The sequence below is a fragment of the Hydrogenophaga sp. PML113 genome, from assembly GCF_001777155.1.
Lineage (GTDB): Bacteria > Pseudomonadota > Gammaproteobacteria > Burkholderiales > Burkholderiaceae_C > Hydrogenophaga > Hydrogenophaga borbori.
The window spans coordinates 508281-533824 of the sequence record NZ_MIYM01000003.1; the positions used below are offsets into that span (position 1 = coordinate 508281).

22 protein-coding genes and 1 pseudogene are annotated in these 25544 nt (G+C 70.2%); 12 read left to right on the forward strand and 11 right to left on the reverse strand.

What is annotated here, in order from left to right:
* The first annotated feature begins 154 nt into the window (after positions 1–154).
* From BHU06_RS08415 to BHU06_RS08430, 4 genes are all read left to right on the forward strand, one after another.
* Complete coding sequence (locus tag BHU06_RS08415; protein WP_083293115.1) at positions 155–2389, forward strand: ATP-binding protein; 2235 nt, start codon at positions 155–157, stop codon at positions 2387–2389.
* Between the two features lie 61 nt (positions 2390–2450).
* Positions 2451–4685 (forward strand): ATP-binding protein, encoded by a 2235-nt coding sequence (locus BHU06_RS08420; RefSeq protein WP_070398690.1) that lies wholly within the window; start codon positions 2451–2453, stop codon positions 4683–4685.
* A gap of 165 nt (positions 4686–4850) precedes the next feature.
* The gene (locus BHU06_RS08425; RefSeq protein ID WP_070398691.1) at positions 4851–5324 is read left to right on the forward strand and encodes a CesT family type III secretion system chaperone; all 474 of its coding nucleotides are present in this window, start codon (positions 4851–4853) and stop codon (positions 5322–5324) included.
* An 11-nt stretch (positions 5325–5335) separates the two neighbouring features.
* Positions 5336–7231 carry a hypothetical protein gene (locus BHU06_RS08430; protein ID WP_070398692.1) on the forward strand — a complete coding sequence of 632 codons (1896 nt, stop codon included), beginning with the start codon at positions 5336–5338 and terminating at the stop codon, positions 7229–7231.
* A 3-nt stretch (positions 7232–7234) separates the two neighbouring features.
* Here BHU06_RS08430 and BHU06_RS08435 read toward each other — a convergent pair whose 3' ends face one another.
* The 7 genes from BHU06_RS08435 to BHU06_RS08465 all read right to left on the reverse strand — a co-directional run bounded on the left by BHU06_RS08435 (position 7235) and on the right by BHU06_RS08465 (position 14224).
* On the reverse strand, positions 7235–8197 hold the full coding sequence (locus BHU06_RS08435) for a tripartite tricarboxylate transporter substrate binding protein (protein ID WP_070398758.1): 963 nt from the start codon (positions 8195–8197) through the stop codon (positions 7235–7237).
* Positions 8198–8208: 11 nt separating this feature from the next.
* Positions 8209–9519: a TRAP transporter large permease gene (locus BHU06_RS08440; RefSeq protein ID WP_070398693.1), complete on the reverse strand. Its 1311-nt coding sequence runs from the start codon at positions 9517–9519 to the stop codon at positions 8209–8211.
* Complete coding sequence (locus BHU06_RS08445; RefSeq protein ID WP_070398694.1) at positions 9519–10037, reverse strand: TRAP transporter small permease; 519 nt, start codon at positions 10035–10037, stop codon at positions 9519–9521. Before BHU06_RS08445 ends, BHU06_RS08440 begins: the two co-directional genes overlap by 1 nt.
* 115 nt (positions 10038–10152) lie before the next feature.
* A complete protein-coding gene (locus BHU06_RS08450) occupies positions 10153–11187 on the reverse strand; it encodes a TRAP transporter substrate-binding protein (RefSeq protein WP_070398695.1) in 1035 nt (344 codons plus the stop codon).
* Between the two features lie 178 nt (positions 11188–11365).
* The gene (locus BHU06_RS08455; protein ID WP_070398696.1) at positions 11366–12358 is read right to left on the reverse strand and encodes a PDR/VanB family oxidoreductase; all 993 of its coding nucleotides are present in this window, start codon (positions 12356–12358) and stop codon (positions 11366–11368) included.
* A gap of 5 nt (positions 12359–12363) precedes the next feature.
* Complete coding sequence (locus BHU06_RS08460; RefSeq protein WP_239478333.1) at positions 12364–13104, reverse strand: GntR family transcriptional regulator; 741 nt, start codon at positions 13102–13104, stop codon at positions 12364–12366.
* 28 nt (positions 13105–13132) lie between these two features.
* On the reverse strand, positions 13133–14224 hold the full coding sequence (locus BHU06_RS08465; RefSeq protein WP_070398698.1) for an aromatic ring-hydroxylating dioxygenase subunit alpha: 1092 nt from the start codon (positions 14222–14224) through the stop codon (positions 13133–13135).
* Between the two features lie 161 nt (positions 14225–14385).
* Between BHU06_RS08465 and BHU06_RS08470 the strand changes: the two genes are divergently transcribed.
* Positions 14386–15507, forward strand: coding sequence for a 5-methyltetrahydropteroyltriglutamate--homocysteine S-methyltransferase (locus tag BHU06_RS08470; protein ID WP_070398699.1), 1122 nt, complete (start codon positions 14386–14388; stop codon positions 15505–15507).
* Positions 15508–15558: 51 nt separating this feature from the next.
* Here the strand turns inward: BHU06_RS08470 and BHU06_RS08475 are convergent, their stop codons facing one another.
* A complete protein-coding gene (locus BHU06_RS08475) occupies positions 15559–16599 on the reverse strand; it encodes a TRAP transporter substrate-binding protein (RefSeq protein WP_070398700.1) in 1041 nt (346 codons plus the stop codon).
* A gap of 189 nt (positions 16600–16788) precedes the next feature.
* On the opposite strand from BHU06_RS08475, the gene BHU06_RS08480 reads away from it, so the two are divergent.
* Complete coding sequence (locus tag BHU06_RS08480) at positions 16789–17379, forward strand: 2-hydroxychromene-2-carboxylate isomerase (RefSeq protein ID WP_070398701.1); 591 nt, start codon at positions 16789–16791, stop codon at positions 17377–17379.
* An 18-nt stretch (positions 17380–17397) separates the two neighbouring features.
* On the opposite strand, the gene BHU06_RS08485 is transcribed toward BHU06_RS08480, so the two are convergent.
* Both BHU06_RS08485 and BHU06_RS08490 read right to left on the reverse strand, forming a co-directional pair.
* Positions 17398–19245: an AMP-binding protein gene (locus tag BHU06_RS08485; RefSeq protein WP_070398702.1), complete on the reverse strand. Its 1848-nt coding sequence runs from the start codon at positions 19243–19245 to the stop codon at positions 17398–17400.
* Positions 19242–20105, reverse strand: a complete 864-nt coding sequence (locus BHU06_RS08490) for an amidohydrolase family protein (protein ID WP_070398703.1) — start codon at positions 20103–20105, stop codon at positions 19242–19244. The genes BHU06_RS08485 and BHU06_RS08490 overlap by 4 nt, the downstream gene beginning before the upstream one ends.
* Positions 20106–20433: 328 nt before the next feature.
* Here BHU06_RS08490 and BHU06_RS08495 point away from each other — a divergent pair, with 328 nt between their 5' ends.
* From BHU06_RS08495 to BHU06_RS08520, 6 genes are all read left to right on the forward strand, one after another.
* Positions 20434–21222 carry a crotonase/enoyl-CoA hydratase family protein gene (locus BHU06_RS08495; protein ID WP_070398704.1) on the forward strand — a complete coding sequence of 263 codons (789 nt, stop codon included), beginning with the start codon at positions 20434–20436 and terminating at the stop codon, positions 21220–21222.
* The gene (locus BHU06_RS08500; RefSeq protein ID WP_083293118.1) at positions 21219–23162 is read left to right on the forward strand and encodes a feruloyl-CoA synthase; all 1944 of its coding nucleotides are present in this window, start codon (positions 21219–21221) and stop codon (positions 23160–23162) included. The genes BHU06_RS08495 and BHU06_RS08500 overlap by 4 nt, the downstream gene beginning before the upstream one ends.
* Positions 23159–23923: an SDR family NAD(P)-dependent oxidoreductase gene (locus BHU06_RS08505; RefSeq protein ID WP_070398705.1), complete on the forward strand. Its 765-nt coding sequence runs from the start codon at positions 23159–23161 to the stop codon at positions 23921–23923. The genes BHU06_RS08500 and BHU06_RS08505 overlap by 4 nt, the downstream gene beginning before the upstream one ends.
* Positions 23920–24339, forward strand: coding sequence for a thioesterase family protein (locus BHU06_RS08510; RefSeq protein ID WP_070398706.1), 420 nt, complete (start codon positions 23920–23922; stop codon positions 24337–24339). Before BHU06_RS08505 ends, BHU06_RS08510 begins: the two co-directional genes overlap by 4 nt.
* Positions 24340–24358: 19 nt before the next feature.
* A complete protein-coding gene (locus BHU06_RS08515; protein ID WP_070398707.1) occupies positions 24359–24913 on the forward strand; it encodes a MarR family winged helix-turn-helix transcriptional regulator in 555 nt (184 codons plus the stop codon).
* Between the two features lie 162 nt (positions 24914–25075).
* Positions 25076–25402 (forward strand): helix-turn-helix domain-containing protein, encoded by a 327-nt coding sequence (locus tag BHU06_RS08520; RefSeq protein ID WP_070398708.1) that lies wholly within the window; start codon positions 25076–25078, stop codon positions 25400–25402.
* Positions 25403–25412: 10 nt separating this feature from the next.
* Here the strand turns inward: BHU06_RS08520 and BHU06_RS22485 are convergent.
* Positions 25413–25544: pseudogene (locus BHU06_RS22485) on the reverse strand (IS481 family transposase); the annotation flags it as partial.

Sequence of the window (25544 nt, forward strand, 5' to 3'; positions counted from 1 at the left end):
GCGCCGGAGCCAATCCCCACCGGCGCATAGGCATGCCTGGGCGGCGCCCCACCCCGGTGCCGGCGCCGCCGGGCCAGCTTCCCAAAGCGGGGTTGCGTGGTCAGAATCCCATCAAACTTCAACGCCGATTGGCACTGTCGTGGATGCGTGGTCAATGAACGTCCAGGCCCCTGATCCGCCCGGGGCCCGGTTCACCGTGCCGTTCGGCGGCACCCCCACGGCATTGAGCGCCGCCAGCCGGGCGCTGGAGGCGCGCCTGCCGGGCCACTGGTCGGACTGGTCCATCGTCGCACCCGCCGCCCGCGCCGCCCTGCTCGCGGCCCTGCGCCAGACGCGGCCCTTCGCCTTGAGCCTGCGCCTGCTCGACGACGCCCACGGCCAGCCCGTGCATGTGCGCTGCCAAGGCCATTGGCAGGCGGCGCGCCTGTCCCACCTCTGCCAGCTCGCCGACATCAGCGACCTGCAGGCGGCCCACGACACCACCGGCCACGCCCTGCTGCAGCTGCAGGAGATGGTCGACAGCCTGCCGCTGCTGGTGATTCAGCTCGACACCAGTCCCGAATTGCGCTGCGCCTTCGCGGCCGGCAGCCTGCTGCGGCTGCTGGTCCCGTACCAGCAGAACCCGGTGGGCCAGGCGGCGCTCGGTCTGTTCGGCCCGGCGCTGTTCGCGCACCTGCGCCAGGAGATCCAGGCCATCCAGCCGGCCGGCGGCGCGCGGCCTTTCATCTGGCGCGCGCACGACGACCAGGGGCAGCTGCGCGTGCTGGAGGGCACGCTGCGCACCCTCATCGACAGCCAGGGCCGCCCCAGCGGCCACCTGCTCGACTCCCTGGAAACCACGGCCTACCACGCCACCATGGCCGCGCTGACCGCCTCCGAGGAGCGCCTGCGCCGCTTCGTCATCGCGAGCAGCGACGCCATCGTCGTGCACATGGACGAGCGCATCGTCGATGCCAACCCCGCCGCCTGCCGCCTGCTCTCCACCACGGCCGAAGCGCTGCGCGAGCGGCGTTTCCTGGACCTGATCGCCACCGAAGACCAGGCGGCCTGCCTGGCCCACGCCGACGCGGCCTCGCACGAAGCCCAGGAATGCCACCTGGTCGACCGGCACGGCACACGCATCGCGGTCGAGCTGATCGGGCGCACCGTGCAGCGCAAGGGCCAGCGCATGCGCATGGCCATCGTTCGCGACGTGCGCGACCGGCGCGAAGCGCAGGCGCGCATCCACGAGCTCATCAACCACCTGAGCGCCCAGAGGGACCGGGCCGAAGCGGCCGACCGCGCCAAGTCGCTTTTCCTCTCCGCGGCCAGCCACGACCTGCGCCAGCCCATCCACGCGCTCGGCCTGTTCCTCACCAGCCTGGAAACCCTCGTCCAGTCGCGGTACCTGCCGCTGCCCGCGCTGGAGCAAGTGACGCGGCGCATGGGCGCTTCGCTGGACGCGCTGGGCCGCCTGCTCAACTCGCTGCTCGACGTCTCGCGCCTGGACGCCAACGCGGTGGTGGTGCACCCGATCGCGGTGCCCCTCGCCCCCCTGTTCGGCGAGCTGGCGGCCGATCTCGGCGATGCCGCCAGCAGCAAAGGCCTGCGCCTGGACGTGGTGCCCACCCGCGCCTGGGTGTTCACCGACCCGGTGGTGCTGCGCCGCATCGTGGACAACCTGGTCTCCAACGCCATCCGCTACACCCGGCAGGGCCGGGTCCTGGTGGGCGCGCGGCCCCGCGGCGCGTGCGTGGAGCTGCAGGTCTGGGACAGCGGCATCGGCATCGCGGCCGACCAGCTCGACGCCATCTTCGGCGAGTTCTACCAGGTCAGCCCGGCCAGCGCGAGCGACAGCGGCCTGCGCGGCCTCGGCCTGGGGCTGTCGATCGTGAAGCGTTCGGCCAAGTTGCTCGATGCCCGGCTGAACGTGCGCTCGGCGCCCGGGCGCGGCTCCATGTTCTCCATCACCGTGCCCCGCGGCACGCCCGCCGCGGCCCCGCTGGCGCCGCCGCCCTCGCCCGCCGCGAAACGAAGGGCCAGCAGCGCCCCGAGGCGGGTGCTGGTCATCGACGACGACGCCATGGTGCTGCAGGCCATGCAGCAGCTGTTGCAGGCCTGGGGCCACCAGGTCTGGTGCGCGGCCGACCAGGACCAGGCGGTCATGCTGGCCATTACCCACGCGGAGGAAATCGACCTGGTGCTCTCGGACTACCACCTGGGCGGGCAGGTCGACGCGGCGCAGTTCATCGGCACCGTTCGCGCCTGTCTGGTGCGGCCGGTGCCCGTGCACGTTTTCACGGCCGACACCTCGGTGCCCGTGGCCCAGAACATCCGGGCCTTGGGGTTATCGCTGCTGCACAAGCCCGTGCAACACGATCTACTGCGACAAGTGCTGGAACAGGGATGAACGCGAGCATCGCACGCTGCGCCGACGGGCACCGACAGCGATGCCGAGCGGGCTCCATCCCATGAACCACGGTGCGACGGTTTCACCCGATTGGATCGAACAGATAGGGGGCCTGGCCGCCGTACTGCGGCCCAGCCCCTGGCGGTTCACGCCCAATGCGGCCCTGCAGGGGCTGCTGGGCGCCGATGGGCAGGGCGAGGCCGAATGGCGGCGGGCCTTCGACGCTGGCGGCGAGCTGTCCGAACCGCTGCGGCGTGGCGAGCCGTTCCACGGGCGCCTGCGCCTTGAACCCGCCGCCCACGGCCATGGCGCGCGCCTGCTGCACGCCGACCTGGCGCCCATGGGCAACGGCGACTGGTTGTGCACCGTCGTCGACCTGTCGGACGTCGAGGAACGGCGCGGCCGCCGCGCGCTGACGCTGCGGCACCTTCGGCATACCCTGGACCAGCTGCAGGAACTGATGTCCATGGTGACCGAGGGCGAGACCATGCTCTTCACCAACGTGTCGTTCGCGCGCTTCTACAGCACCACGCCGGACCAGGCCGAGGGCCGCTCGGTGCTCACCGTGATGGGGGAAGAGAACCACGCCATGACCGCGCCGTTTCGGGCCAAGGCGTTTCGCACCCTGCGGCCCGTGCGCTACGAACGCCCCCTGGTCAGCGGCGAAGGCGAGGACCGCGTCATGGATGTGCTGCTGTGGCCAATACCAGGCGGGCCCGGGCAGATGAACCGCATGGCCACGCTCACCCGCGACGTCACGCTGCGCCACCGGGGCATGCAGGCCCTGCGCCAGACGCTGGAGCGGCTCAACGCCCTGTTCGAGGCCGGCATCGAAGGCATCCTGCTGTGCGACCAGGGCGTCATCACGGACGCCAACCCGATCGCCAGCCGCCACACCGGCCTCGAACGGCAGCAGCTGGTCGGCCTGTCGCTGGCGCAGGTGCTGGACCGGCTGGGCGTTCCGCCTGAGGCCTGGGCGGGCGGCGGCCAGCCCATCGACCTGAGCCTGTCCCTGCTCCCGGGCGCGCACGACAAGCCCCCCATGCAGATCCAGGCCATCACCTTCATGGACGGGGACAGTCCTTGCCAGGCCGTGTTGATCCAGGACATGAGCTACCGCTACCAGGCCCAGCGCCGCATCGACCGCCTGCTCGTCGACCTGCGCTGGCAGACCGAACGCGCGGAGGCGGCCGATCGTGGCAAGTCCGTCTTCCTGGCCTCGGCCAGTCACGACCTGCGCCAGCCCATCCACGCGCTCGGCCTGTTCCTCACCACCATCCGCAGCCTGAGCCACGCGCCCTCGCCCTTGTCCAGCAAACCCTTCGTGCCCATCGTGCAGCGCATGCGCGCCTCGCTGGACAGCCTGATGGAGCTGCTCAACATGCTGCTCGGCGCCTCCCTGCACGGCACCGGGCAGAAGCCGCTCCAGCCGCGCCCCACGCCGCTGCAGGCGCCGTTCGACGACATGGTGTCGGAATTCGCGGCCATGGCGGCGCGCAAGGGACTGAGCCTGCACGCGGTGCCCAGCCGCGCCTGGGTGCTGGCCGATCCCACGGTGCTGCGCCGCGTCCTGACCAACCTGGTGTCCAACGCCGTGCGCTACACGCAGCAGGGGCGCATCGTGCTGGGCGCGCGCCGGCGCGGCGCCAGCGTCGAGGTGCAGGTATGGGACACGGGCATCGGCATCCCGCCCGAAAAAATCGATGCCATCTTCCAGGAGTTCTTCCGCGTCGACACCGCGCCCACGCGCGATGGCCGCTCCGAAGGCCTGGGCCTGTCCATCGTGCGGCGCGCGGCCGCCCAACTGGGCGCGCGGCTCGACGTGCGCTCGATGCCCGGCAAGGGCTCGATGTTCTCCGTGCGGCTGTCGCAATGCGACCCCCAGCGGCAGGAGCAGGCGCCGGCCCCCGACGATCCGCCGCCCGCGGGCACCGGCCGGCACATCCTGCTGATCGACGACGACGAACAGGTGCTGCTCGCCACCACGCACCTGCTCACGTCGTGGGGCCACCAGGTGCTCAGCGCGGCCAACGCCAGCGAGGCCCTGCGCCTGTGCGAGGCGCAGCCGATGCGCATCGACACGGTGATCTGCGACTACATGCTCGACCCCTCCATGGACGGGCTGGAGCTGCTGCTGGGGCTGCGCGCGCGGCACCTCGGCCCCCTGCCCGTCTGCATGGTCACGGGCGACATGTCGGCCGAGCGCATCGAGCAGGCGAACCGCCATGGCTTCACGCTGCTGCACAAGCCGGTGAGCGCCGAGGCCTTGCAGCGGTTCCTGCGCGCGGCGGGCTAGCGGCGGCGCGCCTGGCACGCCAGCCGCAGAGAGGCGGCCTTCAGATCAATGACATTGTGATGACCATCGGCCATAGGGCCGACGGCCTTCGGAACCATATGGGTGCGCTCCCGACACAGGGCCACACGCGAACCGCGTGCAACCCCGATGAAGAGGAGTCCCTTTGTGACCGCCGTTTTTTTTGACGACCTGTGCCGCCACGCCAGCCGGGAGCTGCGCCTGGACAACACCGAGCGCATGGGCCAGGAGGAGACCGTCGAGATCGATGGCATCAGCCTGGAAGTGACGCACCACGAATCCAGTGCCTCGATGCTGGTGCTCGCGGAACTTGGCCGCATCACGGCCGAGGATCCCGCACAGGTCTACCGGCAGCTGCTGGCCCTTCAACTGCTCACCTGGCACCAGCCTGGCGTTCGCTTCGGCTACGACGAGGGCAGCGACGCGGTGGTGCTGATGCTCGGAGTGCCGCTGCGCGAGGACATGACCGGCCCTTGGCTGGCCCAGGCCTTGCGCGGCATGGCGGCGCAGGTGAAGCAATGGCGAGCCACCCTGCTGGCGGGCATGTTCGTCTGGGAGGGGGTCAGCGCCGGCCAGGCACCCCGCGATGGCGCCCACGGGCCCCGCACCACGCTGGCCTGACGGAGCGCCGCATGCACCCAAAGACGAGCGCCAAGCCCCACAAGTTCAGCCCCGAGCACAACCAGCGAACCATCAACAACCCCAACAAACGCCCCCTGACACCCGCGGATTTCGCGGCCTACACCGGGCTGAGCCGCAAACGCACACGCCAATGGCGCCAGGACCCGCAGGCGTACATCCACCACCTGCTGAGCACCGCCCTGGAGCAGGTGGCCGCCGTGCCCGCCCCCGCCAGCGCGGCGGTGGTCCCCACCGGAGACAAGGTCAGGGCCGTCTGTGGCGCCGGCAGCCTGGGGTTCAGCGTGTCCTTCATGCTGGCCAAGGCCTGGGCCTCGCTGTGGGGCTTCCTGCCCTCGCTGTCCCAGAGCGATCCGCGCCTTTTTTTCCTCGTGGGTGCGGCGGGGTTCGATCTGATCGCCTCCTTCCTGCACGCCACGGTGGCCAAGACCGTGGCCTTCGGCCCCGGCGCCAACTACGGCGGCCCGCAGGCCCCGGACAAGGCGGCCTTCGACAACTACGTCACCCTGCTGGGCATGTGGTACGTGGCCTCGGCGCGGGGCGATGCGGAACAGACCCAGGAAATCGCCGCCGCCCTGCAAGAGCTGGTGGATGGCGTGATCGCCCGGGCCCAGGCCGAGCAGGACAAGGGCACGCCACTGTGCTTCGATTTCCGCGAACACCCCCTGCTGGGGAGCTGGCTGCGCAACGGCCACTTCCACCTGGCCTTCTTCAGCTATTCGATCGTGTACCTGTTCTCGGGCAGCCTGGCGCCGCACCTGCGCGCGTGGATCGAGCAACTGCCCGCCACCCTTGCCCAGAAGGCCGGGCTGTTCGCGCTGTCGGACTTCCTGGCGTCGGCCGCCATGGGCCAGCTCGCCGGCATCTCCACCATGAGCCTGCACATGCTGGGCAATGCCGGGATCCAGCACGGCGCCGACAAGCCGGGCCTGCACCAGACCTGGAAGCAGGAACAAGCCGTGGCGCTGAAGAAGTGCCTGGCGGTCACGCCCTCGCTGTTCGAGCTGGTCAACATCCGCAGCGCCATCGAGGCGAGCATTCTGGAGAGTCCCCTGAGCCCGGCAGAAAAGCGCCTGCGGCTGGCGGGCTTCGAGGCCCAGGTGCTGCCCCTGCTCGATCCCGCGATCGAGCGGCTGCAGCGGGTGCACCGGAAGTACCAGCGGCGCAGCGCGCTCTTGGAAACCACGGAAGGCCGCAATCAGATCGCCCGGGAAAAGACCGGCGCCATCGTCTTCGAAGGCGCGGGCAAGACAGCGCACAGGCTCATCAACCGCTCGCCAGCGGCGATCCGCTTGCGCACCACCGGCGAGGTGGTGGGCAACATGCTCGCGATGCTCGCCCAGGCGTACTCGATGTTCTACCTGTACACCCTGTTCGCCAGCACCATGCCCTTCACGGACACCGCGGCAGCGGTGCCCTTCGGCGCACCGCTCAACGGCAGCGATGCCTGGGCCCACACAGGCGACATGGGCTTCACCAATGGCACGCAGGCCGGGGCCGGGGTTCCCGAGGACACCCAGCTCTACTCCAGCTGGGCCGGCTGGATCCTCATCGCGGCCTTCTCGCTGCGGGCCGGGCTGATTCCTGCAACGGAGCTGCTGCTGAACCTGCTCTACGCCGCCGTGGCATGGATGGGCCGCCCGTCGGACCCCCGCGAGCGCGGCGCGCCATCGGCGAGCGACGACGGCACCGAGGACAGCGACGGCCCGCCGCCGCCAGGGTACCGGCCCCCACCACCCGACGACGGGGCCTCACCCGCGCTCGTCGACGTCGTGGTCGATGGCGGGACCGCCGACCAGAGCGTGGCGGCGCAGGCCTCTGCGCACCCACCCTGCTCGGTGACGGTGATCGACGGGCTCATCGAGGGCGTCGCACCGTCCAACGAGTAGCCCTCACTGCTTCGGAATGCCCGCGCGCTCGATCACCGCGCTCCAGCGCTTGATGTCGTTCACCAGCAGCGCCGCCGCCTGCTCGGGCGTGGACGAGCGCGGGTCGATGTTGAGCTCGCGCAGCTTCTTCTGCACCTCGGCGTCGGCCACGGCCGCGGCGATCTCGCGCTGCAGCCGTTCGATGACGGGGCGTGGCGTCTTCGCCGGCGCGGCGATGGCGTTCCACGACGAGGCCACGAAACCCGCCACGCCCGACTCCACCGCGGTGGGCACCTCGGGCAGCACGGGCGAGCGCTTCTCGCCCGCCACGGCCAGGGCCTTGAGCGCGCCGCCGCGGATCTGCGCGAGCACCGGCGCGAGGATTTCCACGCCCACGTCCACCTGCCGCCCGCGCAGGGCGCCGATGAGGTTGGGCGTGCCGTTGAACGGCACGGTCTGCGCGTCGATGCCGGCGCTGCTCTTGAACAGCTCGGCCGCCAGGTGCTGCGTGCTGCCGATGTTGATGCTGCCGATGTTGAGCTTGCCGGGGTTCGCCTTCGCGTAGGCCAGCAGCTCGGGCAGGCCCTTGAACGGCGCGTCGGGATGGGCCACGACGGCGATGTCGAAAAAGCCCAGCGTGGAGACCGGCGCGAAGTCCTTGACGGTGTCGAAAGGCAGCGACTTGAACAGGCCGGCGGTGACCGCCGTGCCGTTGGACATGAGGAACAGCGTGTGGCCGTCGGGCTCCGCGCGCGCCACCGTCTCCGCGGCCACCACGCCGCCGGCGCCGGGGCGGTTCTCGATCACCACGGAACGGCCCAGGCCCTCGGCCAGCCGCCCGGCGACGATGCGCGCCGTCAGGTCCCCCACGCCGCCGGCCGCGAAGGGCACGACCAGGCGCAGGTTCTTCGACGGAAACGACTGCGCCCTGACGGCCGCCAGCGGCAGCGCCGCAGCGGCCAGGGCCATCAAGCGGCGGCGACGCATGCCCGCCACCACTACAGGACGAAGGTGACGATCACCGGGAACGCCACCAGGATCGCCGTGCGGATGAAATCGCTGAGCACGAAGGGCAACACGCCCTTGTAGGTCGCCAGAATGGGCACGTCCTTGGCCATGCTGTTGATGACGAAGAGGTTCATGCCCACCGGCGGCGTGATCAGGCCCACCTCCACCACGATCAGCACCAGGATGCCGAACCAGATGGCGAAGTGCTCCGGCGGCATGCCGAAGTCCAGCGCCGTCACCACGGGGAAGAACACCGGAATGGTCAGCAGGATCATGGACAGGGAATCCATGAAGCAGCCCAGGATCACGTAGATGACCAGGATCGCGACCAGCACCACCATGGGACTGAGGCCCGAGCCCGACACCAGCGAGGCGGCCTCCTGCGGCAGTTGCGACAGGGCCAGGAAGGTGTTGTAGACCCCCGCGCCGAGCACGATCATGAAGATCATGCCGGTGGCCACGGCCGTGCCCAGGACCGCCGCGACCAGCGTCTTGCGGTTCAGCCCGCCCGCCGCCCAGGCCGCGAGGCCGGTGCCAAAGGCGCCCACGGCCGCCCCCTCGGTGGGCGTGAAGTAACCCAGGTAGATACCGCCGACCACCACCAGGAAGATGGTGAGCACGGGCCAGACCTTCACGGTGGCCTTCCAGCGCTGGGCCATGGGCACCGGCGCCATGGAGCCCACTTCCTCGGGCTTGAGGCGCGCGTAGATGGCAATGACGATGACATAGCCGATGGCGGCCAGCACGCCGGGCACGAAGGCGGCCAGGAACAGCTTGGCGATGTTCTGCTCGGTCAGGATGGCGTAGATCACCAGCACCACCGAAGGCGGGATCAGAATGCCCAGCGTGCCACCCGCCGCCAGCGTGGCGGTGGAAATGCCGCCGGCGTAGCCCGCGCGCTTGAGCTCGGGCAGCGCCACCTGGCCCATGGTGGCCGCGGTCGCCAACGAGGAGCCGCAGATGGCGCCGAAGCCGGCGCAGGCGCCGACGGCGGCCATCGCCACGCCGCCCTTGCGGTGGCCGATCCAGGCCTCGGCCGCCTTGAACAGAGCCTGCGACAGGCCCCCCAGCGCCGCGAACTGCCCCATCAGCAGGAACAGCGGGATCACCGACAGGTTGTAGTTGGAGAAGGTGCTGTAGGTCAGCTGCTTGAGCTGGTTCAGGATGGGATCAGCGGTGCCGTAGATCATCCAGGCCCCCGCCATGCCGCAGACCAGCATCGCCAGCCCGATGGGCACACGCACGAAGATGAGCAGCAGCAGGATCGGGAAGGACCAGGCCGCGAGTTCGACGCCAGACATCAATGCGCTCCCGCTTCGGTGGTCCAGCCTTCGGGCTCTTTGCCCAGGCCGAGCATGGTCGCCGTCTTGGCGAGGTAGGCCAGGCAGCCAACCAGCGCGCCCACCAGGCAGGCCGCGTAGGCCCACCAGATCGGCATTTGCAGGATGAAGGTGGTCTCGAAGTAGTCCTTCTTTTCGATCATGCCTTCGTAGAGCTTCCAGGTGAGCACGAACCACACGACCAGCATCACGAGGTCGCACACCAGCACGATGGCCTTCTGGGCCCAGGCGGGCAGGTGCATGTACAGCAGGTCCACCGTGGCGTGGCCGCCCTTGAGGTAGGTCCAGGGCAGGAAAAAGAACACCGCGATGGCGGTGCCGACTTCAACGAGTTCGAAGTCGCCGGGAACGGGGCCCAGGCCGAGCCCGAGCATGGCGCGGCCGCTCACGCTGGCCACGATCATCAGCGTCAGCGCGACCAGCGCCAAGCCGCCGATGATGGCCGCCCATTGGGACAGCCGGTAGACGAATGCAATCATGCGAATGGCTTTCTACGAAAGACTGAGAGGCGCGATTGTCCAACATCGGCCGCACGCCCCCTCAACAAAAAGGCCGCCCTCTGGCGAGGACGGCCGTTGATCCCAAAGGGATGGATCACTTGCTGTACTTGGCGATCAGCGCCCTGGCCTCCGCGGCCAGCTTGGCGCCGTCGATGTTCTTGCCCTTCATTTCATTGACCCAGTCGGTCTCCACCGAGGCGGCGGTGCGCCGCCAGCGCTGCGTCTCCTGCACGTCCAGCGCGACGATGTTGTTGCCGGCCTTGACGGCGATGTCGCGGCCGGCCTTGTCGCCCTCGTCCATCGCGCGGCCGAACATGGCGGCGGTCTCGATGCCCGAGTTCTTGTCGATCACGGCCTTCAGGTCGGCGGGCAGCTTGTCGTAGGCGGCCTTGTTCATGGAGAAGGCGAAGGTCTGGGTGTACAGGCCCTCCTTGCCAGCGAAGGTGGTGTGGTTCTTCACCAGCTCGGTCACCTTCAGCGAGGGCGTCACCTCCCAGGGAATGGTGGTGCCGTCGATCACGCCCTTGGACAGCGCCTCCGTCACCGCCGGCACCGGCATGCCCACGGGCGTGGCGCCCAGCTTGGTGAGCATGTTGTTGATGATGCGCGAGCCGCCGCGGATCTTCATGCCACGCAGGCTCTCCAGGCCGGTGACGGGCGTCTTGGTGTGGAACAGGCCCGGGCCATGCGTGTGGACGGCGATGAGCTTGACGTCCTTGAACTCCTCGGGCGCGAACTTCTCGACGTACTCCTGCAGCGCCCGCGAGGACGATTCCGCGCTGCCGCTCATGAAGGGCAGCTCGAACACCTCGGTCTTGGGAAAGCGCCCGGGCGTGTAGCCCAGCACCGTCCAGGTCAGGTCGACCACGCCGTCCTTGGCCTGGTCGTAGAGCTGCGGCGGCGCGCCGCCGAGCTGCATGGCGTGGAACAGCTGGACCTTGATGCGTCCGCCCGACTCGGCTTCCACCTTCTGCGCCCAGGGCGTGAGGGCGCGCGCCGGAATGGTGGCCTGCGGCGGCAGCATCTGGTGCAGGCGCAGCGTGACCGTCTGCTGCGCCAGGGCGGGCAGCGCCAGCGTGGCCGAGGCACCCAGCAGCGCCAGCGCGGCGCGTCGCTTCATCGGTTTCATCCTTGTCTCCGTTCGGGTTGCGCCCGGCCCTCTCAGATGGGGGTGCTCATTGGCACGGGCGATGGGGGGAACTGAACACCCACACTGTGCATGCGGCTTGGCACAGCAGCCAGTCCGGTGAAGGACTTTCAGCTATGCCGTTATGTTATGAAACCAGTAGGAACCCTCTCAGGGTTTATCAGTGGGGCGCCGCGTCGGGGCGCCAGGCGCTGTCCAGGGTGATGCGCCCGACCACGCGCGAGACACAGGCGCAGATCCGCCGGTTGCCCTGCTTCTCGTGCTCGCTGAGGAAGACGTCGCGGTGGTCGATCTCGCCGTCCACGGCCAGCACGTCCATCGCGCACAGGCCGCATTCGCCGCGCCGGCAGTCGCTCATCACCTCGATGCCGGCGGCCTCCAGGGCGTCGAGCAGGGACTCGTCGGCCGACACGGTGAGCGATGCCCCATGGCGGGGCACGGCCAGCGAGAAGGCCTGGCTGGGCCGCTGGCCGCCGCTGCCGAAGGTTTCGAAGCGCAGGCCGCTCGCGGGGCGTCCCGCCTCGGCCCAGAGCGAACGCAGCGACGCCAGCAGGCCGCTGGGGCCGCAGACGTAGCACGGCGCGCCAGGCGGCAGGGCCGCCAGCTCGCCCGCCAGGTCCAGCCGCTGCCCCTGCCCCGACACCGCCGTCACCAGTTGGTCGCCCAGGATGTCGCGCAGGCGCTCGGCGTAAGCCAGTTCGCCAGCGTGGCGCGCGGCGTACAGCAGGCGCACCGCGCGGCCGCGTCGCGCCAGGGCCTGGGCCATGGCCACCATGGGCGTGATGCCGATGCCACCCGCCACCAGCAGGCTGGCCGGCGCGTCGAGGTCCAGCGGGAAGTGGTTCTGCGGCGCGCTCAGGCTCAGCGCGTCGCCCTCGGCCAGCGACCACATCGCCCGCGAGCCGCCCCGCCCGTCGTCCAGCCGCTTGACCGCGATGCGATAGCCGCCGGGCGTGTCGACCGGCTGGCCCACCAGCGAGTACGAGCGGGTCTGCTCGCGCCCGGCCACGCGCAGGCGCACCTGCAGGTGCGCGCCGGGCGGCCAGGCGATGGCCTCGCCGTCGAGCGGCTGCAGCACGAACTCGCGCACGCTGGGGGTGAGGTCGCGCAGCGCGGCCACGCGCGCGGTCTGCCAGATCGGGTTGCTTTTCATGAGGGTCAGCGGCGGCGGATGAGTTTGAGCGCGGGCGCGTGGGTCGGGCTGTTGCTGAGGCCCGCGAGCACGGCGCGCAGGTTGCGCTGGGCCAGGCGCGAGTGCTCGCGCAGAATGGCCTCGGCGCGCGCCCCCTCGCGGCGCTCGATGGCGTCCAGCACCTGGCGGTGCTGGTCCTGCGCCACCACCAGCATGTCGCGCGCCGCTGGCGAGCCGGCCTCGGCCAGCACGAAGCCCGAGGGCGAGGCAAACGGCAGCGCGCACACGCGCTCCAGCTGGCGCTCCACCGTGGGGCTGTCGGCCATTTCGGCCAGCAGCTCGTGCAGGCGGCTGTTGAGCGCCACGTACTCGGAGAAGGCCTCGGCGTCCAGCGCCGGCGCGGCCAGCACGGCGTCGATGCGCTCCAGCACGCCGCGCGCCTCGGTCAGCACGGCGGCCGGTGCGCCACGCTCGGCCGCCAGGCGCGCCAGCAGGCCTTCGAGCGTGCCGCGCAGTTCGATCGCGTCGGCGATGTCGCGCTCGGTGAAGGTCTGCACCACGTGGCCACCGCCGGGCAGCGCGCGCAGCAGGCCCTCCTGCTCCAGGCGCAGCAGCGCGGCGCGCACCGGCGTGCGCGACACGCCCAGGCGCTCGACGATGGCGAGCTCGGCGATGCGCGAGCCGCCGGGCAGCTCGCCCGAGAGGATGAGTTCGCGCAGCTGCAGCAGCGTGCGCACCTGCGCGCTTTCGGGCGCGGTGTCGGGCATGGGGTTGGAGGTGCTGGTGGCCATGGGATCAGCCCGCGCGGCGGATGGGAATGACGCTGGAGCCCGCGCCGGGCGTGCCGCGCTCGGCGTCCACCATCTTGTCGATCAGGCGCCGCGCCCACATGGCGCCGGCGTCGATGTTGAGGTTGTAGAACTTGTGGTCGGGGTGCTCCTCGATCGCCTTCTGCTGCGCTTCGAGCACCAGTTCGTCCTCGCGGAAGATGCCGGCCACGCCCTCGCGCAGCTGGTGCGTCAGGCGCTGCTCGTCGAGGCAGTAGTTGCGCGCGAAGGCCCAGAAGTAGAGGCAGCTGTTGCCGGTCTCGGGCGTGATGGTGTTGAGCACCATGCCGTTGACGCCCTGGCTGCGGTCCCCCTGCGGCGCGCCGGTGCCGGTGGGCGCCACGCCCACGTCGATGGCCACGGTGCACGGCGCCTCGAAGCGGATGATCTGCCAGCGGTCCACCGGGCCTTGGTGGCCGCGCGCCTGCCGCAGCTGCCCGGCCCAGAACGGCGGCGCCTCGATGTTCTCCATCCAGCGCGTGACGGTGGCAGTGCGATCGCCGTGCGTGGCCACGAAGGGCGCCTCGGCCACGGCGCGGTTGCCGATGCTGCTGCCGTGCACGAAGGTTTCGTGCGTCAGGTCCATCAGGTTGTCGATGACCAGGCGGTAGTCGCACTTCACGCGGATCATCTTGCCGTCGCCCGCCCAGGCCGGGTCGTGGTTCCAGTGCAGGTCGGGGATCAGCGATTCGTCGGCCAGCGCCGGATCGCCCGGCCAGACCCAGATGAAGCGGTGCCGCTCCGCCACCGGGAAGCGGCGCACGCAGGCCGAGGGGTTGAGGGTTTCCTGGCTGGGCATGTGGGTGCAGCGCCCCTCGGCGTTGAACACCAGGCCGTGGTAGCCGCAGACCACCTCGTCGCCCTCCAGCCGGCCCATGGACAGCGGCAGCAGCCGGTGCCAGCAGGCGTCCTCCAGGGCGGCCACGCGGCCATCGGTCTGGCGGTAGAGCACCAGTTTCTGTTGGCAGACGGTGCGGGGGAACAGGGCCCGTCCCACCTCCACGTCGTAGGCGGCCGCGTACCAGGCGTTGAGCGGGAAATGGGCTGGATCGGTATTCATGGATACGCAATGTATACATGAATTGCCGTTTTTTCCATAAAATCCTTCTAAAGAGATCTGATTTTCGCTTTTATGTATCCATTGAAAACACCGATATTGCCGACCACCGGGGCTTGGGCTACCGTCGGCGCCGTCCATTTCCGCAACCCCGAGGAGACCCCATGAGCCTGAATCCCCCCTTCCGCGCCGACCACGTCGGCAGCTTTCTGCGTCCGGCCTACCTGCTGCAGGCGCGCGAACAGAAGGCCAAGGGCGAGATCACGGCGGCCCAGCTGCGCGCGGTGGAAGACCGCGCGATCACCGAGATCGTGAAGTTCCAGGCCGACGTGGGCCTGCAGTCCATCACCGACGGCGAGTTCCGCCGCACCTACTTCCACATCGACTTCCTGGAGCAGCTGGGCGGCGTGAAGACCGACATCCCCGTCACCATCCGCAAGCCCGACGGCAGCGAGGAACTGGCGCCGCCGGTGATCCGCGTGATCGACAAGGTGCGCCACGCCAAGAACATCCAGCTCGCCGACTTCCAGTACCTGCAGGCGCAGGTCAAGGCCCTGGGCCTGCCGGGCCTCATGCCCAAGGTGACCATCCCCTCCCCCACCATGCTGCACTTTCGCGGCGGGCGCGCCGGCATCAGCAAGGACGCCTACCCCGAGCTGGACCCGGTGTTCTACGACGACGTGGCCCAGGCCTACGCGGACGAGCTGCAAAGCCTGGCCGACGCCGGCTGCACCTACGTGCAGATGGACGACACCAACATGGCCTACCTGTGCGACGAGAAGATGCGCGAGGCCGCGCGACAGCGCGGCGATGACCCGAACGAGCTGCCGCACCGCTACGCCGCCTTCATCAACAAGGTGGTGGCGAAGAAGCCCAAGGGCATGACCCTGGCCATGCACCTGTGCCGCGGCAACTTCAAGAGCACGCACGCGGCCGCCGGCAACTACGAGCCCGTGGCCGAGGCCCTGCTCACCGAGATGAACCTCGACGCCTACTTCATGGAGTACGACGACGACCGCTCGGGCGACTTCCGCCCGCTGCGCTACCTCAAGCCCGGCAAGACCGTGGTGCTGGGCCTGGTGACCACCAAGTTCGGCCAGCTGGAAAGCAAAGACGAGTTGAAGCGCCGCATCGCCGAAGCCGCGAAATATGCCCCGCTGGAGCAGCTCTGCCTGTCGCCGCAGTGCGGCTTCTCCAGCACGGTGCACGGCAACAACATCGCCGTGGAAGACCAGCGCAAGAAGCTGGCGCTGGTGGTGGAGACGGCGCGCGAGGTCTGGGGCTGAAACACACAGGGCGGCCCGCGGCCGCCCTGTGTTCGCGCGGGGCTGGCCCGCCTACTTGCTGTGCTTGGCGATCAGCGCGCGCGCCTCGGCGACCAGCTGGGCGCCATCGAGCTTCTTGCCCTGCATCTCCTTCACCCAGTCGGCCTCCACCGCGGCGGCGGTGGTTTTCCAACGCTGGGTTTCGGCGGCGTCCAGGGTGACGATGCTGTTGCCGGCCTTCTGCGCCACCGCCAGGCCGTCCTGGTCACCGTCGTCCATGGCGCGGCCGAACAGGGCCGCCGTCTCGACGCCCGAGTGCTTGTCGATGATGGCCTTCAGATCGGCCGGCAGCTTCTGGTAGCTGCCGCGGTTCATCACCAGCGCGAAGGTCTGGGTGAACAGCCCCGTGGGGCCCGAGAACGAGGTGTGGTGCTTCACCAGCTCGGCGATCTTCAGCGAGGGCGTCACCTCCCAGGGAATGGTGGTGGCGTCGATCACCGACTTCGACAGCGCCTCCGTCACGGCCGGCACCGGCATGCCCACCGGGGCGGCGCCCAGCTTGGTGAGCATGTTGTTGATGATGCGCGAGCCGCCGCGCACCTTCAGGCCACGCAGGCTGTCCAGGCCGGTGATGGCCGACTTGCTGTGGAACAGGCCCGGGCCGTGCGTGTGCGCGGCCAGCAGGTGCACCTGGCGGAACTCGTCGGCGGCGTGCTTCTGCACGTACTCGTGGAAGGCGCGCGAGGCCGGCTCGGCCTTGCCACTCATGAAGGGCAGCTCGAACACCTCGGCCTTGTTGAAGCGGCCCGGGGTGTAGCCGAGCACGGTCCAGACGATGTCGGCGACGCCGTCGCGCGCCTGGTCGAACAGCTGCGGCGGCGAGCCGCCCATGGACATTGAGTGGAACAGCTGCACCTTGATGCGGCCACCCGATTCGGCCTCGAGCTTCTTGGCCCAGGGCACGATGGCGCGGGCCGGAATGGTGGCCTGCGGGGGTAGGAACTGGTGCAGGCGCAGGGTCACGGTCTGCTGGGCGAAGGCCTTGCCGGCGATCGAGGTGGCGCCCAATGCGGCGGCGGCCACGATCGCGCTGCGGCGACGGAGAAGGGTCATGGGAAGAACCTGGCTGAATGAAAAGACACGACGGGCGGCGCCCACCAAGGGCGCGCCGAAGGCATGTGCCACGTCAGACACAAGGCCACCACTGTGCAGGCGCCGGTGGGGCTGCACAAGCCGGTTTCGGGACTGGCTGATATGCCGTTATGGTATGAAACCATTGCCTCGATGCCGCCTCCCGCCCCCATGCCCACCCCCCTGCACTGCCACCTCGACTTCATCTCCCCCTACGGCTACTTCGCCTCGCTGCGGCTGGAGGCCATCGCCGCCCGGCATGGCCGCACGGTCGCCTGGCACCCCATGCTGCTGGGTGTGGCGGTGATGAAGGTGATGGGCTTGAAGCCCCTGATGGACACGCCGCTCAAGGGCGACTACGTGGAGCGCGACGTGCGCCGCTACGCGCGCGAGCGCGGCGTGCCCCTGAAGCGCCAGCCGCGCGACGCGGTGATGAACCCCCTGGCCTGCGCTCGCGCCCTGGCCTGGACCAATCGCCACGCGCCCGAACGCGCCAGCGAGGTGGTGCACGCGGTCTACGGCGCCTACTGGGGCCAGGGACTGGACCTGTCCACGCCCGACGCGCTGGCGCCCGTGCTGGGCGAGGCCCTGGCGCGCGCGGCCGCCGGCGAGGAAGCGGCCGCGCTGCTGCGCGCCGAGGTCGATGCCTCGCTGGCGCAAGGCGTGTTCGGCTCGCCCACGGTGGTGGTGGACGGTGAACCCTTCTGGGGCGTGGACAAGCTGGAGCAGTTGGAGCGCTGGCTGGAGCGCGGCGGCTGGTGAGGCGGCTGGTGGGGCGGCTCAGCCCTCCGCCCCGCTGAACTCCACCGCCGTCGGCACCGCGATCGCCGCCAGCGCGGCCCGCAAGCCATCGGCGAGCGCCTCGTCGGCCGCGCCGGCGAAGCGCACCGTGGCGCGCTGGCGCCCGCCCTCGTCCACCGCGCTCACCGCCACCACCCGGTCGGGCGCCAGCTCGCGCGCCAGATCGGCCAGCTTGAGCTCGATCGCCCGCAGCCGCAGCGCGGGCTTGAACACCTTGCCGATGGCGGTGAGCGGCAGCGTCTGCACGACCACCACCCGCTTGGGCACGGCGGGGCGCTCGTACACCCGCGGCGCCACCTCGCGCAGCAGGGTCTCGGCGTCGGCACTGGCGCCCTCGCGCAAGACCACGAAGGCCGCGGGCACCTCGCCCGCGTAGGCGTCGGGCTCGGCCACCACGGCGCACTGCGCCACGGCCGGGTGGGTGAGGAAGGCGTCTTCCACCAGACCGGGGTCGATGTTGTGCGAGCCGCGGATGATCACGTCCTTGGCGCGGCCGGTGAGGTGCACGCGGCCCTCGGCGTCGAGGTGGCCGAGGTCGCCCGAGACGATCCAGCCGTGCTGAAACAGGCCGGCGTTGCGCGTCGCGTCGAGGTAGCCCGGGCTCATGTGCGGCCCGCGCAGCACCACCACGCCGGTTTCGCCGGGCGCGCAGCGCTCGTCCAGCCGGGCCTCGCCGTCGCGCCAGGGCACGGCGTGCACCTCGGTGAAGGGCAGGCGCCAGCCCGCCGAGCCGGCCGTCCGCGGCGCCAGCAGGGGCTCGATGCTGACCAGTCCCGCGCACTCCGTCATGCCCAGGATGTTGCGCACCGCGATGCCGGTGGTGGCCTCGAAACGCTGCGCGAGCTCGCTGGGCAGCGGCGAGCCACCCGTGTAGGCCGCGCGCACGCGCGAGATGTCAGCGTCGACGGGCACGCCCAGCAGGCTGGCCAGCACCGTGGGCACGCAGGCCAGGTGCGTCACGCCCTCGCGTTCGCAGAAGCGCCAGTAGCGTTGCACGAAGCCGGCGTTGCGCATGCCGCTGAGCGTGGGCAGCACCTGGCGCGCGCCGATGGCCAGCAGCGCCAGGCCGTAGACGAAGGCGCCGGCCACATGGAACAGCGGGAAGCCGTTCACCTCGACGCTGTGTTCGTCGCAGCCGTAGAAGGCGTGCGCGAACCAGGCGGTGTGCGCTTCGTTGCCGGCGGTGTGCTGCGCCAGCTTGGGCGCGCCGGTGGTGCCGCCGGTGTGGAACAGCGCGACCACCCGGTCCGGGTTCAGGTCGGGCTCGAAGCTGAGCGTGTCGGGCTGCGCGGCCATCAGCGCCTGCAGCGAGGCCAGGCCGGGCACGGCCTCGTCGACCGCGATCGGCACCAGCGCGCAGGGGTGCAGCGCCTGCGCCTTCAGCGCCGTGGGCCAGACCGCGAGCTCGGCGTTGGGCCCCAGGGCCACCAGCGCCTTGGCGTTCGCGGCCTGCATGAGCGAGGCGATGTGGTCCGGCTGCAGCAGCGTATTGATGGGGCACACGCGGCCCGCCAGCTGCGCGCCCCACAGCACGGCGTGCGCCTCGGGCGTGTTGGGCGCAAGCAGGGCCACGCTGTCCTCGGGGCCCACGCCCAATGCGCGAAACGCATTGGCCGCGCGGTGCACCATGGCCAGCAGCTCGCGGTAGCTCACGCGGCGCGGCGCGCGCGCCAGGTCGGCGTCGGGCAGGAAGGTGAAGGCCTCGCGCTCGGGGAAGCGCTCGGCGGCGGCGCGGATCAGCCCATAGGGCGTGCGCAGCGGCGCCACCTCGGCCTGCGGGCGGCGCTCCAGCGCCTCGATGTCGGCGAGCGAGGTGAAGGCCTTCATGCCAGCCCCAGCAGGCGCACGGCGTTGCCCTTCAGGATGCCGGGCATGACCTCGGGCTTGAAGCCGGCGGCCTCGAAGTCCTTCATCCAGCGCTCGGGCGTGATCAGCGGGTAGTCGCTGCCGAAGAGCACGCGGTCCTTGAGCAGGGTGTTGGCGTACTGCACCAGCTGCTTGGGGAAGTACTTGGGGCTCCAGCCGCTCAGGTCGATCCAGACGTTGGGCTTGTGCGTGGCCACGGACAGGGCCTCGTCCTGCCAGGGGAAGCTGGGGTGGGCCATCACGATCTGCATGTCGGGGAAGTCGATGGCGACGTCGTCCAGGTGCATGGGGTTGCTGTACTCCAGCCGCAGGCCGCCGCCGCAGCGCATGCCGCTGCCGATGCCGCTGTGCCCGGTGTGGAAGATGGCCGGCAGCTTGTGGGCGTTGATCACCTCGTAGATGGGCCAGGCCATCCTGTCGTAGGGGTGGTAGCCCTGCACCGTGGGGTGGAACTTGAAGCCCTTGACGCCTTCTTCCTTGATGAGGCGCTCGGCCTCGCGCGCGCCCATCTTGCCCTTGTGCGGGTCGATGCTGGCGAAGGCCACCATCATGTCGCTGTTCTCGCGCGCGGCCTGGGCGATCTCTTCGTTGGGGATGCGGCGGCGGCCCAGCTTCGATTCGCTGTCCACGGTAAACATCACCAGGCCGATCTTTCGTTCGCGGTAGTAGGCGATGGTCTCGGCGATGCTGGGGCGGCGGTTGCTGCCGAAGTACTTGTCGGCCGCGCGGTCGTATTCCTCGCCGTAGTTGTCGAAGGGGTTCCAGCAGCTCACTTCGGCGTGGGTGTGGATGTCGATGGCGATGAGGTTCTGGTGGTCCATTGGCGTCTCTTTTGTCGTTGCTGCTTGGCTGCTTGGCGTTGCGATTTCACGTCCGGTGGTCGGCGGTGTCAGGGCTGTGCCCCTGGCCCTGGCGGCTTCAATGCGGTGGTCCTCGCTGCGCGAAGGGCTGCGCATCGAAGCCCCCGGCGGCACAGCCCAAGCCCTTGGCTTGCCAGCCAAGACCGCCGACGAACCACAGCAGGCATCCCGTCTGCTCACCAAAATCAGGGTAAACCCGCATCCCTTTTCAGAGGGAACCGGTTGAATTTGGTTATCGTTTATAACAATAATCCGACACCCTCACAAGAAGCCGAAGCGCCCCCTTTTCATGCCCATCCAGACCAACGACCTGACGATCGAACTGCGCGGAGACCAGCAGCAGATCGCCCTCATCACCCTCAACCGTCCCGGCAAGCGCAACGCGCTCAACGACGGCCTGGTGCTCGCCATCCGCGACGTCTTCCAGGGCATGCCGCACAGCGTGCGCGCCGCCGTCATCCATGGCAACGGCGAACACTTCTGCGCCGGCCTGGACCTGTCCGAGCTGAGCGAGCGCGACGCCGCCGCCGGCCTGCACCACTCGCGCATGTGGCACCACGCGCTCGACCAGGTGGAGCGCGGCCCCGTGCCCGTGGTGGCCGCGCTGCACGGCGCCGTGGTGGGCGGCGGCCTGGAACTGGCCAGCGCCTGCCACCTTCGCGTGGCCGACACCTCCAGCTTCTTCGCGCTGCCCGAAGGCTCACGCGGCATCTTCGTCGGCGGCGGCGGCTCGGTGCGCATCCCGCGCCTGATCGGCACCGCGCGCATGGCCGACATGATGTTCACCGGCCGCGTGCTCAACGCCGAGGAAGGCGAGCGCGCCGGCCTGGCGCAGTACCTGGTGCCGCAGGGCACGGCCCTGGAGAAAGCGCTGGAGCTGGCCACGCGCATCGCCAGCAACGCGCCGCTCACCAACTACGCGCTGATGCAGGCGCTGCCGCGCATCGCCGACCAGACGGCCGACCACGGCTTCTTCACCGAGGCCCTGATCTCCGCCATCGTGCAGGACGCGCCCGAGGCCAAGGCCCGCGTGCGCGAGTTCCTGGAAGGCCGCGGCCCGAAGGTCAAGAAGCAATGAGCGCCGCCCGGCCGCCCGAAGGCGCTCGCACCGCAGCGCGCAGCGCGCAGGCTTGCGACGGCGCCGCGCCCCGCTACCGGGCGCTGGACTTCGGCATCACCGAAGCCGAACTGCGCCACACGGCCGACGGCACCGCCTACCTCCAGGCCCGCCAGCCGCTGCACGCCTTTCCCCACCGCCTGACCGACCGCCTGGTGCACTGGGCCAGCGCCGCGCCCGATCGCACCTTCATGGCGCGCCGCGCGAAGAACGCCGACGGCAGCACCGGCGACTGGGTCCGGCTCAGCTACGCCGAGGCCCTGGACGCCGCGCGCTGCATCGGCCAGGCCCTGCTCGACCGCGGCCTGAGCGCCGAGCGCCCCGTGCTCATCGTGAGCGAGAACGACCTGGAGCATGCGCAGATCGCGCTGGGCTGCCTGTACGCGGGCATCCCCTGGGCGCCGGCCTCGCCCGCGTACTCGCTGGTGAGCCAGGACTACGACAAGCTGCGCCACCTGGTGAACACGCTCACGCCCGGCCTGGTGTTCGCCGCCGACGCGCCGCGCTATGAGCGCGCCCTGCTCGCCACCCTCGGCGAGGACGTTGAGATCGTCACCGCCAGCGGCAGCGTGCCCGGCCGCGCCACCACCAGTTTCGCCGCGCTGCGCGCCACCGCCCCCACGCCGGCCGTGGACGCGGCCATGCTCGCCACCGGCCCCGACACCATCGCCAAGTTCCTCTTCACCTCGGGCTCCACCAAGCTGCCCAAGGCCGTCATCAACACCCAGCGCATGTGGTGCGCCAACCAGCAGCAGATGGCGCAGAGCATGCCCGTGCTGGCCGACCCGCACACGCCCCCGGTGCTGGTGGACTGGCTGCCCTGGAACCACACCTTCGGCGGCAACCACAACGTGGGCCTAACGCTCATGCACGGCGGCACGCTCTACATCGACGACGGCAAGCCCACGCCCGCGCTGATCGGCGAGACCCTGCGCAACCTGCGCGAGATCGCGCCCACCGTCTACTTCAACGTGCCCACCGGCTTCGAGGCCATCGCCAACGCGATGAAGACCGACGAGGTGCTGCGCACGAACCTGCTGAGCCGCGTGCGCCTGTTCTTCTACGCCGGCGCCGCGCTCGCGCAGCCCGTGTGGGACACGCTGCACAGCGTGCAGGAGCAGGCCATCGGCGAGCGCGTGGTGATGGGCACCGGCCTGGGCATGACCGAGTCCGGCCCTTTCGGTCTGTACATCACGCGGCCCGAGGTGCGCTCGGGCGACCTGGGCCTGCCCGCGGCCGGGCTGCAGCTCAAGCTGGTGCCCAGCGGCGACAAGACCGAGGTGCGCTACCGCGGCCCCAACATCACGCCCGGCTACTGGCGCAGCCCCGAGGCCACGGCCGAGGCCTTCGACGAGGAAGGCTTCTTCTGCACCGGCGACGCGGTGGCCTGGATCGATCCCGCGCGGCCGAACCTGGGCCTGCGCTTCGACGGCCGCATCGCCGAGGATTTCAAGCTCGCCACCGGCACCTTCGTCAGCGTGGGCCCGCTGCGCGCGAAGATCATCGCGGCCGGCGCGCCCTTCGTGCAGGACGCGGTCATCACCGGCCTGAACGAGCGCGAAGTGGGCGCCATGCTGTTCCCCACCGGCGCGGTGCGCGGCCTGGCGGGCCTGGGGCCCGAGGCCCCACTGGCCGAGGTGCTGGCCCACCCCAAGGTACTCGGGCACTTCCAGCAGGTGCTCAATGACCTGGCGGCCTCGGCCACCGGCAGCGCCACGCGCGTGGCGCGCCTGATCCTGCTGGCCGAGCCGCCCAGCATCGACAAGGGCGAGGTCACCGACAAGGGCTCCATCAACCAGCGCGCCGTGCTCAAGCACCGCGCCGAACTCGTCGCCGCCCTGCACGCGGGCGCGGCGGCCAACACCCTGCTTCCCACCACCGAACAGAGGAGACACGCATGAACATCGAAGGACAGGCCGCGCTCGTGACCGGCGGCGGCTCGGGCCTGGGCGAAGCCACCGCGCGCGAGCTCGCCCGCCTGGGCGCCAAGGTGGCCGTGCTCGACGTCAACCTGGAAGGCGCGCAGCGCGTGGCCCAGGACATCGGTGGCATCGCGGTGAAGTGCGACGTGACCGACACCGCCAGCGTGCAGGCGGCGCTGGACGCGGCCGCCGCCGCGCACGGCCCGGCGCGTTTGCTCATGAACATCGCCGGCATCGGCACCGCCAAGCGCGTGGTGCAGAAGGACGGCAGCGCCGCGCCGCTGGACGACTTCGCCAAGGTGATCCAGGTCAACCTCATCGGCACCTACAACGCCAGCCGCCTGTTCGCTGCCGCCTGCGCGAAGCTCGATGCGCTGGAGGACGGCGAGCGCGGCGTGATGCTGTTCACCGCCAGCGTGGCCGCCTTCGACGGCCAGGTGGGCCAGCAGGCCTACAGCGCCTCCAAGGGGGGCCTGGTCGGCATGACGCTGCCCATGGCGCGCGACCTCGCGCAGCACGGCATCCGCGTGTGTACCATCGCGCCCGGGTTGTTCTCCACGCCGCTGATGCGCCAGCTGCCCGACGCGGTGCAGGCCTCGCTGGCGGCGAGCATCCCCTTCCCGCCGCGCCTGGGCAAGCCCGAGGAATTCGCCGCCCTGGCCGCGCACATCGTCACCAATACGCACCTGAATGGCGAAGTGATCCGTCTCGACGGCGCGCTTCGCATGGCCCCCCGATGAGCAAAACCCAGATCTATGAAGTGGAAGTCATGTTCGGCGACTGCGACCCCGCCGGCATCGTTTTTTTCCCTAATTTCAGCAAGTGGATGGACGCGTCCTCGCTGAACTTCTTCGTCAAGTGCGGCGTGCAGCCCTGGCGCGAACTGGTCAAGACGCGCGGCATCATCGGCACGCCGCTGCTGGAGATCCACACCAAGTTCATGAAGCCCGCCACCTACGGCGAGCGCCTGCAGGTGCACACCAGCGTCATCGAATGGGGCGCCAAGGTGTTCAAGCACCAGCACCGCGTGATGCGCGGCGACACCCTGCTGTGCGAAGGCACCGAAGTGCGCGCCTTCTGCGAGCGCGACCCGGCCGACGCCTCGCGCATCCGCGCCATCCCCGTGCCCGAGGACATCAAGGCCTTGTGCCACTGAGCCCCTGATCCAGCCCCGCATGAGCGACGCCTCCATCGCCAACGCCATGCGCCGCCCCCGCGGCGCGCGCAAGGGCAGCCCGCCGGGCGATGACGCCAGCGGCGCGGGCGACGGCCTGCCCGACACCCACTTCCTGGAAACCCTGGTGGGCTACAACGCGCGGCGCGCGGCCCTCACCGTCATCGCGGTGTTCCTGCGCCGCATGGCGCCCTATGGCCTGCGGCCGGTGGATTTTTCGGTGCTCACCGTGATCGCACACAACCCGGGCGTCACCTCGCGCCAGATCTGCGCCGCGCTGGACATCCTGCCGCCCAACCTGGTGGGCATGGTCAAGGCCCTGCACGCGCGCGGCCTGGTGGTGCGCAAACCCCACCCCAGCGACCGCCGGGCCCAGGGCCTGCACCTCACGCCCGCCGGCCAGAAGCTGCACCGCCAGGCCCAGGCGACGGCCACCGAACTCGAAACGGAAGCCACCGGCGCGCTCACGCCCGACGAGGTGCAGACCCTCATCGGCCTGCTGCGCAAGGTGTACCGGCGCGGCCCCGCGCAGGGCCTGGGCGACGACGCCATCTGAAGCCCCGCGCCGCGCCCATCGGGGCAAACCCGGGTGACGGCGGCGCGACATTGCTGCACCGCACACAGCTAGCAACTTGGTAGCGGGCGGCTTGCTGCCTATAGTGGTCATCCGAGACACACGCGCGAAGAGCCCAGTCCAGGCCGCGCCAGGAGACCGCCGATGAGCAAGGACCAGGAAGCCGTGACCCAGCTGTTCGAGTTGCTGGAATCGCGTTACGCCATGCGCGTGCTCTGGGCCCTGTCCGACGGCCACCCGCAGACCTTCCGCCTGTTGCAGGACAGCGTGGGCGGCATCACCCCCAACACACTCAATACCCGCATCAAGGAGCTGCGCGCCGCGCGCCTGATCGACCACAACGGCAGCGGCTACCGGCTCACCCCGCAGGGCGCCGACCTGGCGCGCCGGCTGGCCGAGATGCGCGGCTTCGCCAGCCGCTGGCAGCAGCGCGCCGCCGCCCGCGCGCCCACCCGCGCCGCCGGCCGGTAGACGATCGCGCCTAGGTGTTGAGTCTCAGGAGGTTGTTCATGCCCGGGATGCGGGTCATGGGCGGCTGATGGTGCAGAGCGGAGTGTGGCCGCAGCCAGTTGTAGTGGTCAATGAAGGGCTGCAGGGCGGCGTGGCGCTGGGC

What these genes read in the sequence shown, in the direction of transcription:
- BHU06_RS08435 (WP_070398758.1), bottom strand. Translation starts at nt 8,197, where the DNA reads ATGCGTCGCCGCCGCTTGATGGCCCTGGCCGCTGCGGCGCTGCCGCTG.
- BHU06_RS08415 (WP_083293115.1), top strand. Translation starts at nt 155, where the DNA reads ATGAACGTCCAGGCCCCTGATCCGCCCGGGGCCCGGTTCACCGTGCCG.
- BHU06_RS08470 (WP_070398699.1), top strand. Translation starts at nt 14,386, where the DNA reads ATGAGCCTGAATCCCCCCTTCCGCGCCGACCACGTCGGCAGCTTTCTG.
- BHU06_RS08520 (WP_070398708.1), top strand. Translation starts at nt 25,076, where the DNA reads ATGAGCAAGGACCAGGAAGCCGTGACCCAGCTGTTCGAGTTGCTGGAA.
- BHU06_RS08465 (WP_070398698.1), bottom strand. Translation starts at nt 14,224, where the DNA reads ATGAATACCGATCCAGCCCATTTCCCGCTCAACGCCTGGTACGCGGCC.
- BHU06_RS08460 (WP_239478333.1), bottom strand. Translation starts at nt 13,104, where the DNA reads ATGCCCGACACCGCGCCCGAAAGCGCGCAGGTGCGCACGCTGCTGCAG.
- BHU06_RS08510 (WP_070398706.1), top strand. Translation starts at nt 23,920, where the DNA reads ATGAGCAAAACCCAGATCTATGAAGTGGAAGTCATGTTCGGCGACTGC.
- BHU06_RS08430 (WP_070398692.1), top strand. Translation starts at nt 5,336, where the DNA reads ATGCACCCAAAGACGAGCGCCAAGCCCCACAAGTTCAGCCCCGAGCAC.
- BHU06_RS08455 (WP_070398696.1), bottom strand. Translation starts at nt 12,358, where the DNA reads ATGAAAAGCAACCCGATCTGGCAGACCGCGCGCGTGGCCGCGCTGCGC.
- BHU06_RS08480 (WP_070398701.1), top strand. Translation starts at nt 16,789, where the DNA reads ATGCCCACCCCCCTGCACTGCCACCTCGACTTCATCTCCCCCTACGGC.
- BHU06_RS08500 (WP_083293118.1), top strand. Translation starts at nt 21,219, where the DNA reads ATGAGCGCCGCCCGGCCGCCCGAAGGCGCTCGCACCGCAGCGCGCAGC.
- BHU06_RS08450 (WP_070398695.1), bottom strand. Translation starts at nt 11,187, where the DNA reads ATGAAACCGATGAAGCGACGCGCCGCGCTGGCGCTGCTGGGTGCCTCG.
- BHU06_RS08475 (WP_070398700.1), bottom strand. Translation starts at nt 16,599, where the DNA reads ATGACCCTTCTCCGTCGCCGCAGCGCGATCGTGGCCGCCGCCGCATTG.
- BHU06_RS08490 (WP_070398703.1), bottom strand. Translation starts at nt 20,105, where the DNA reads ATGGACCACCAGAACCTCATCGCCATCGACATCCACACCCACGCCGAA.
- BHU06_RS08495 (WP_070398704.1), top strand. Translation starts at nt 20,434, where the DNA reads ATGCCCATCCAGACCAACGACCTGACGATCGAACTGCGCGGAGACCAG.
- BHU06_RS08440 (WP_070398693.1), bottom strand. Translation starts at nt 9,519, where the DNA reads ATGTCTGGCGTCGAACTCGCGGCCTGGTCCTTCCCGATCCTGCTGCTG.
- BHU06_RS08485 (WP_070398702.1), bottom strand. Translation starts at nt 19,245, where the DNA reads ATGAAGGCCTTCACCTCGCTCGCCGACATCGAGGCGCTGGAGCGCCGC.
- BHU06_RS08505 (WP_070398705.1), top strand. Translation starts at nt 23,159, where the DNA reads ATGAACATCGAAGGACAGGCCGCGCTCGTGACCGGCGGCGGCTCGGGC.
- BHU06_RS08420 (WP_070398690.1), top strand. Translation starts at nt 2,451, where the DNA reads ATGAACCACGGTGCGACGGTTTCACCCGATTGGATCGAACAGATAGGG.
- BHU06_RS08515 (WP_070398707.1), top strand. Translation starts at nt 24,359, where the DNA reads ATGAGCGACGCCTCCATCGCCAACGCCATGCGCCGCCCCCGCGGCGCG.
- BHU06_RS08445 (WP_070398694.1), bottom strand. Translation starts at nt 10,037, where the DNA reads ATGATTGCATTCGTCTACCGGCTGTCCCAATGGGCGGCCATCATCGGC.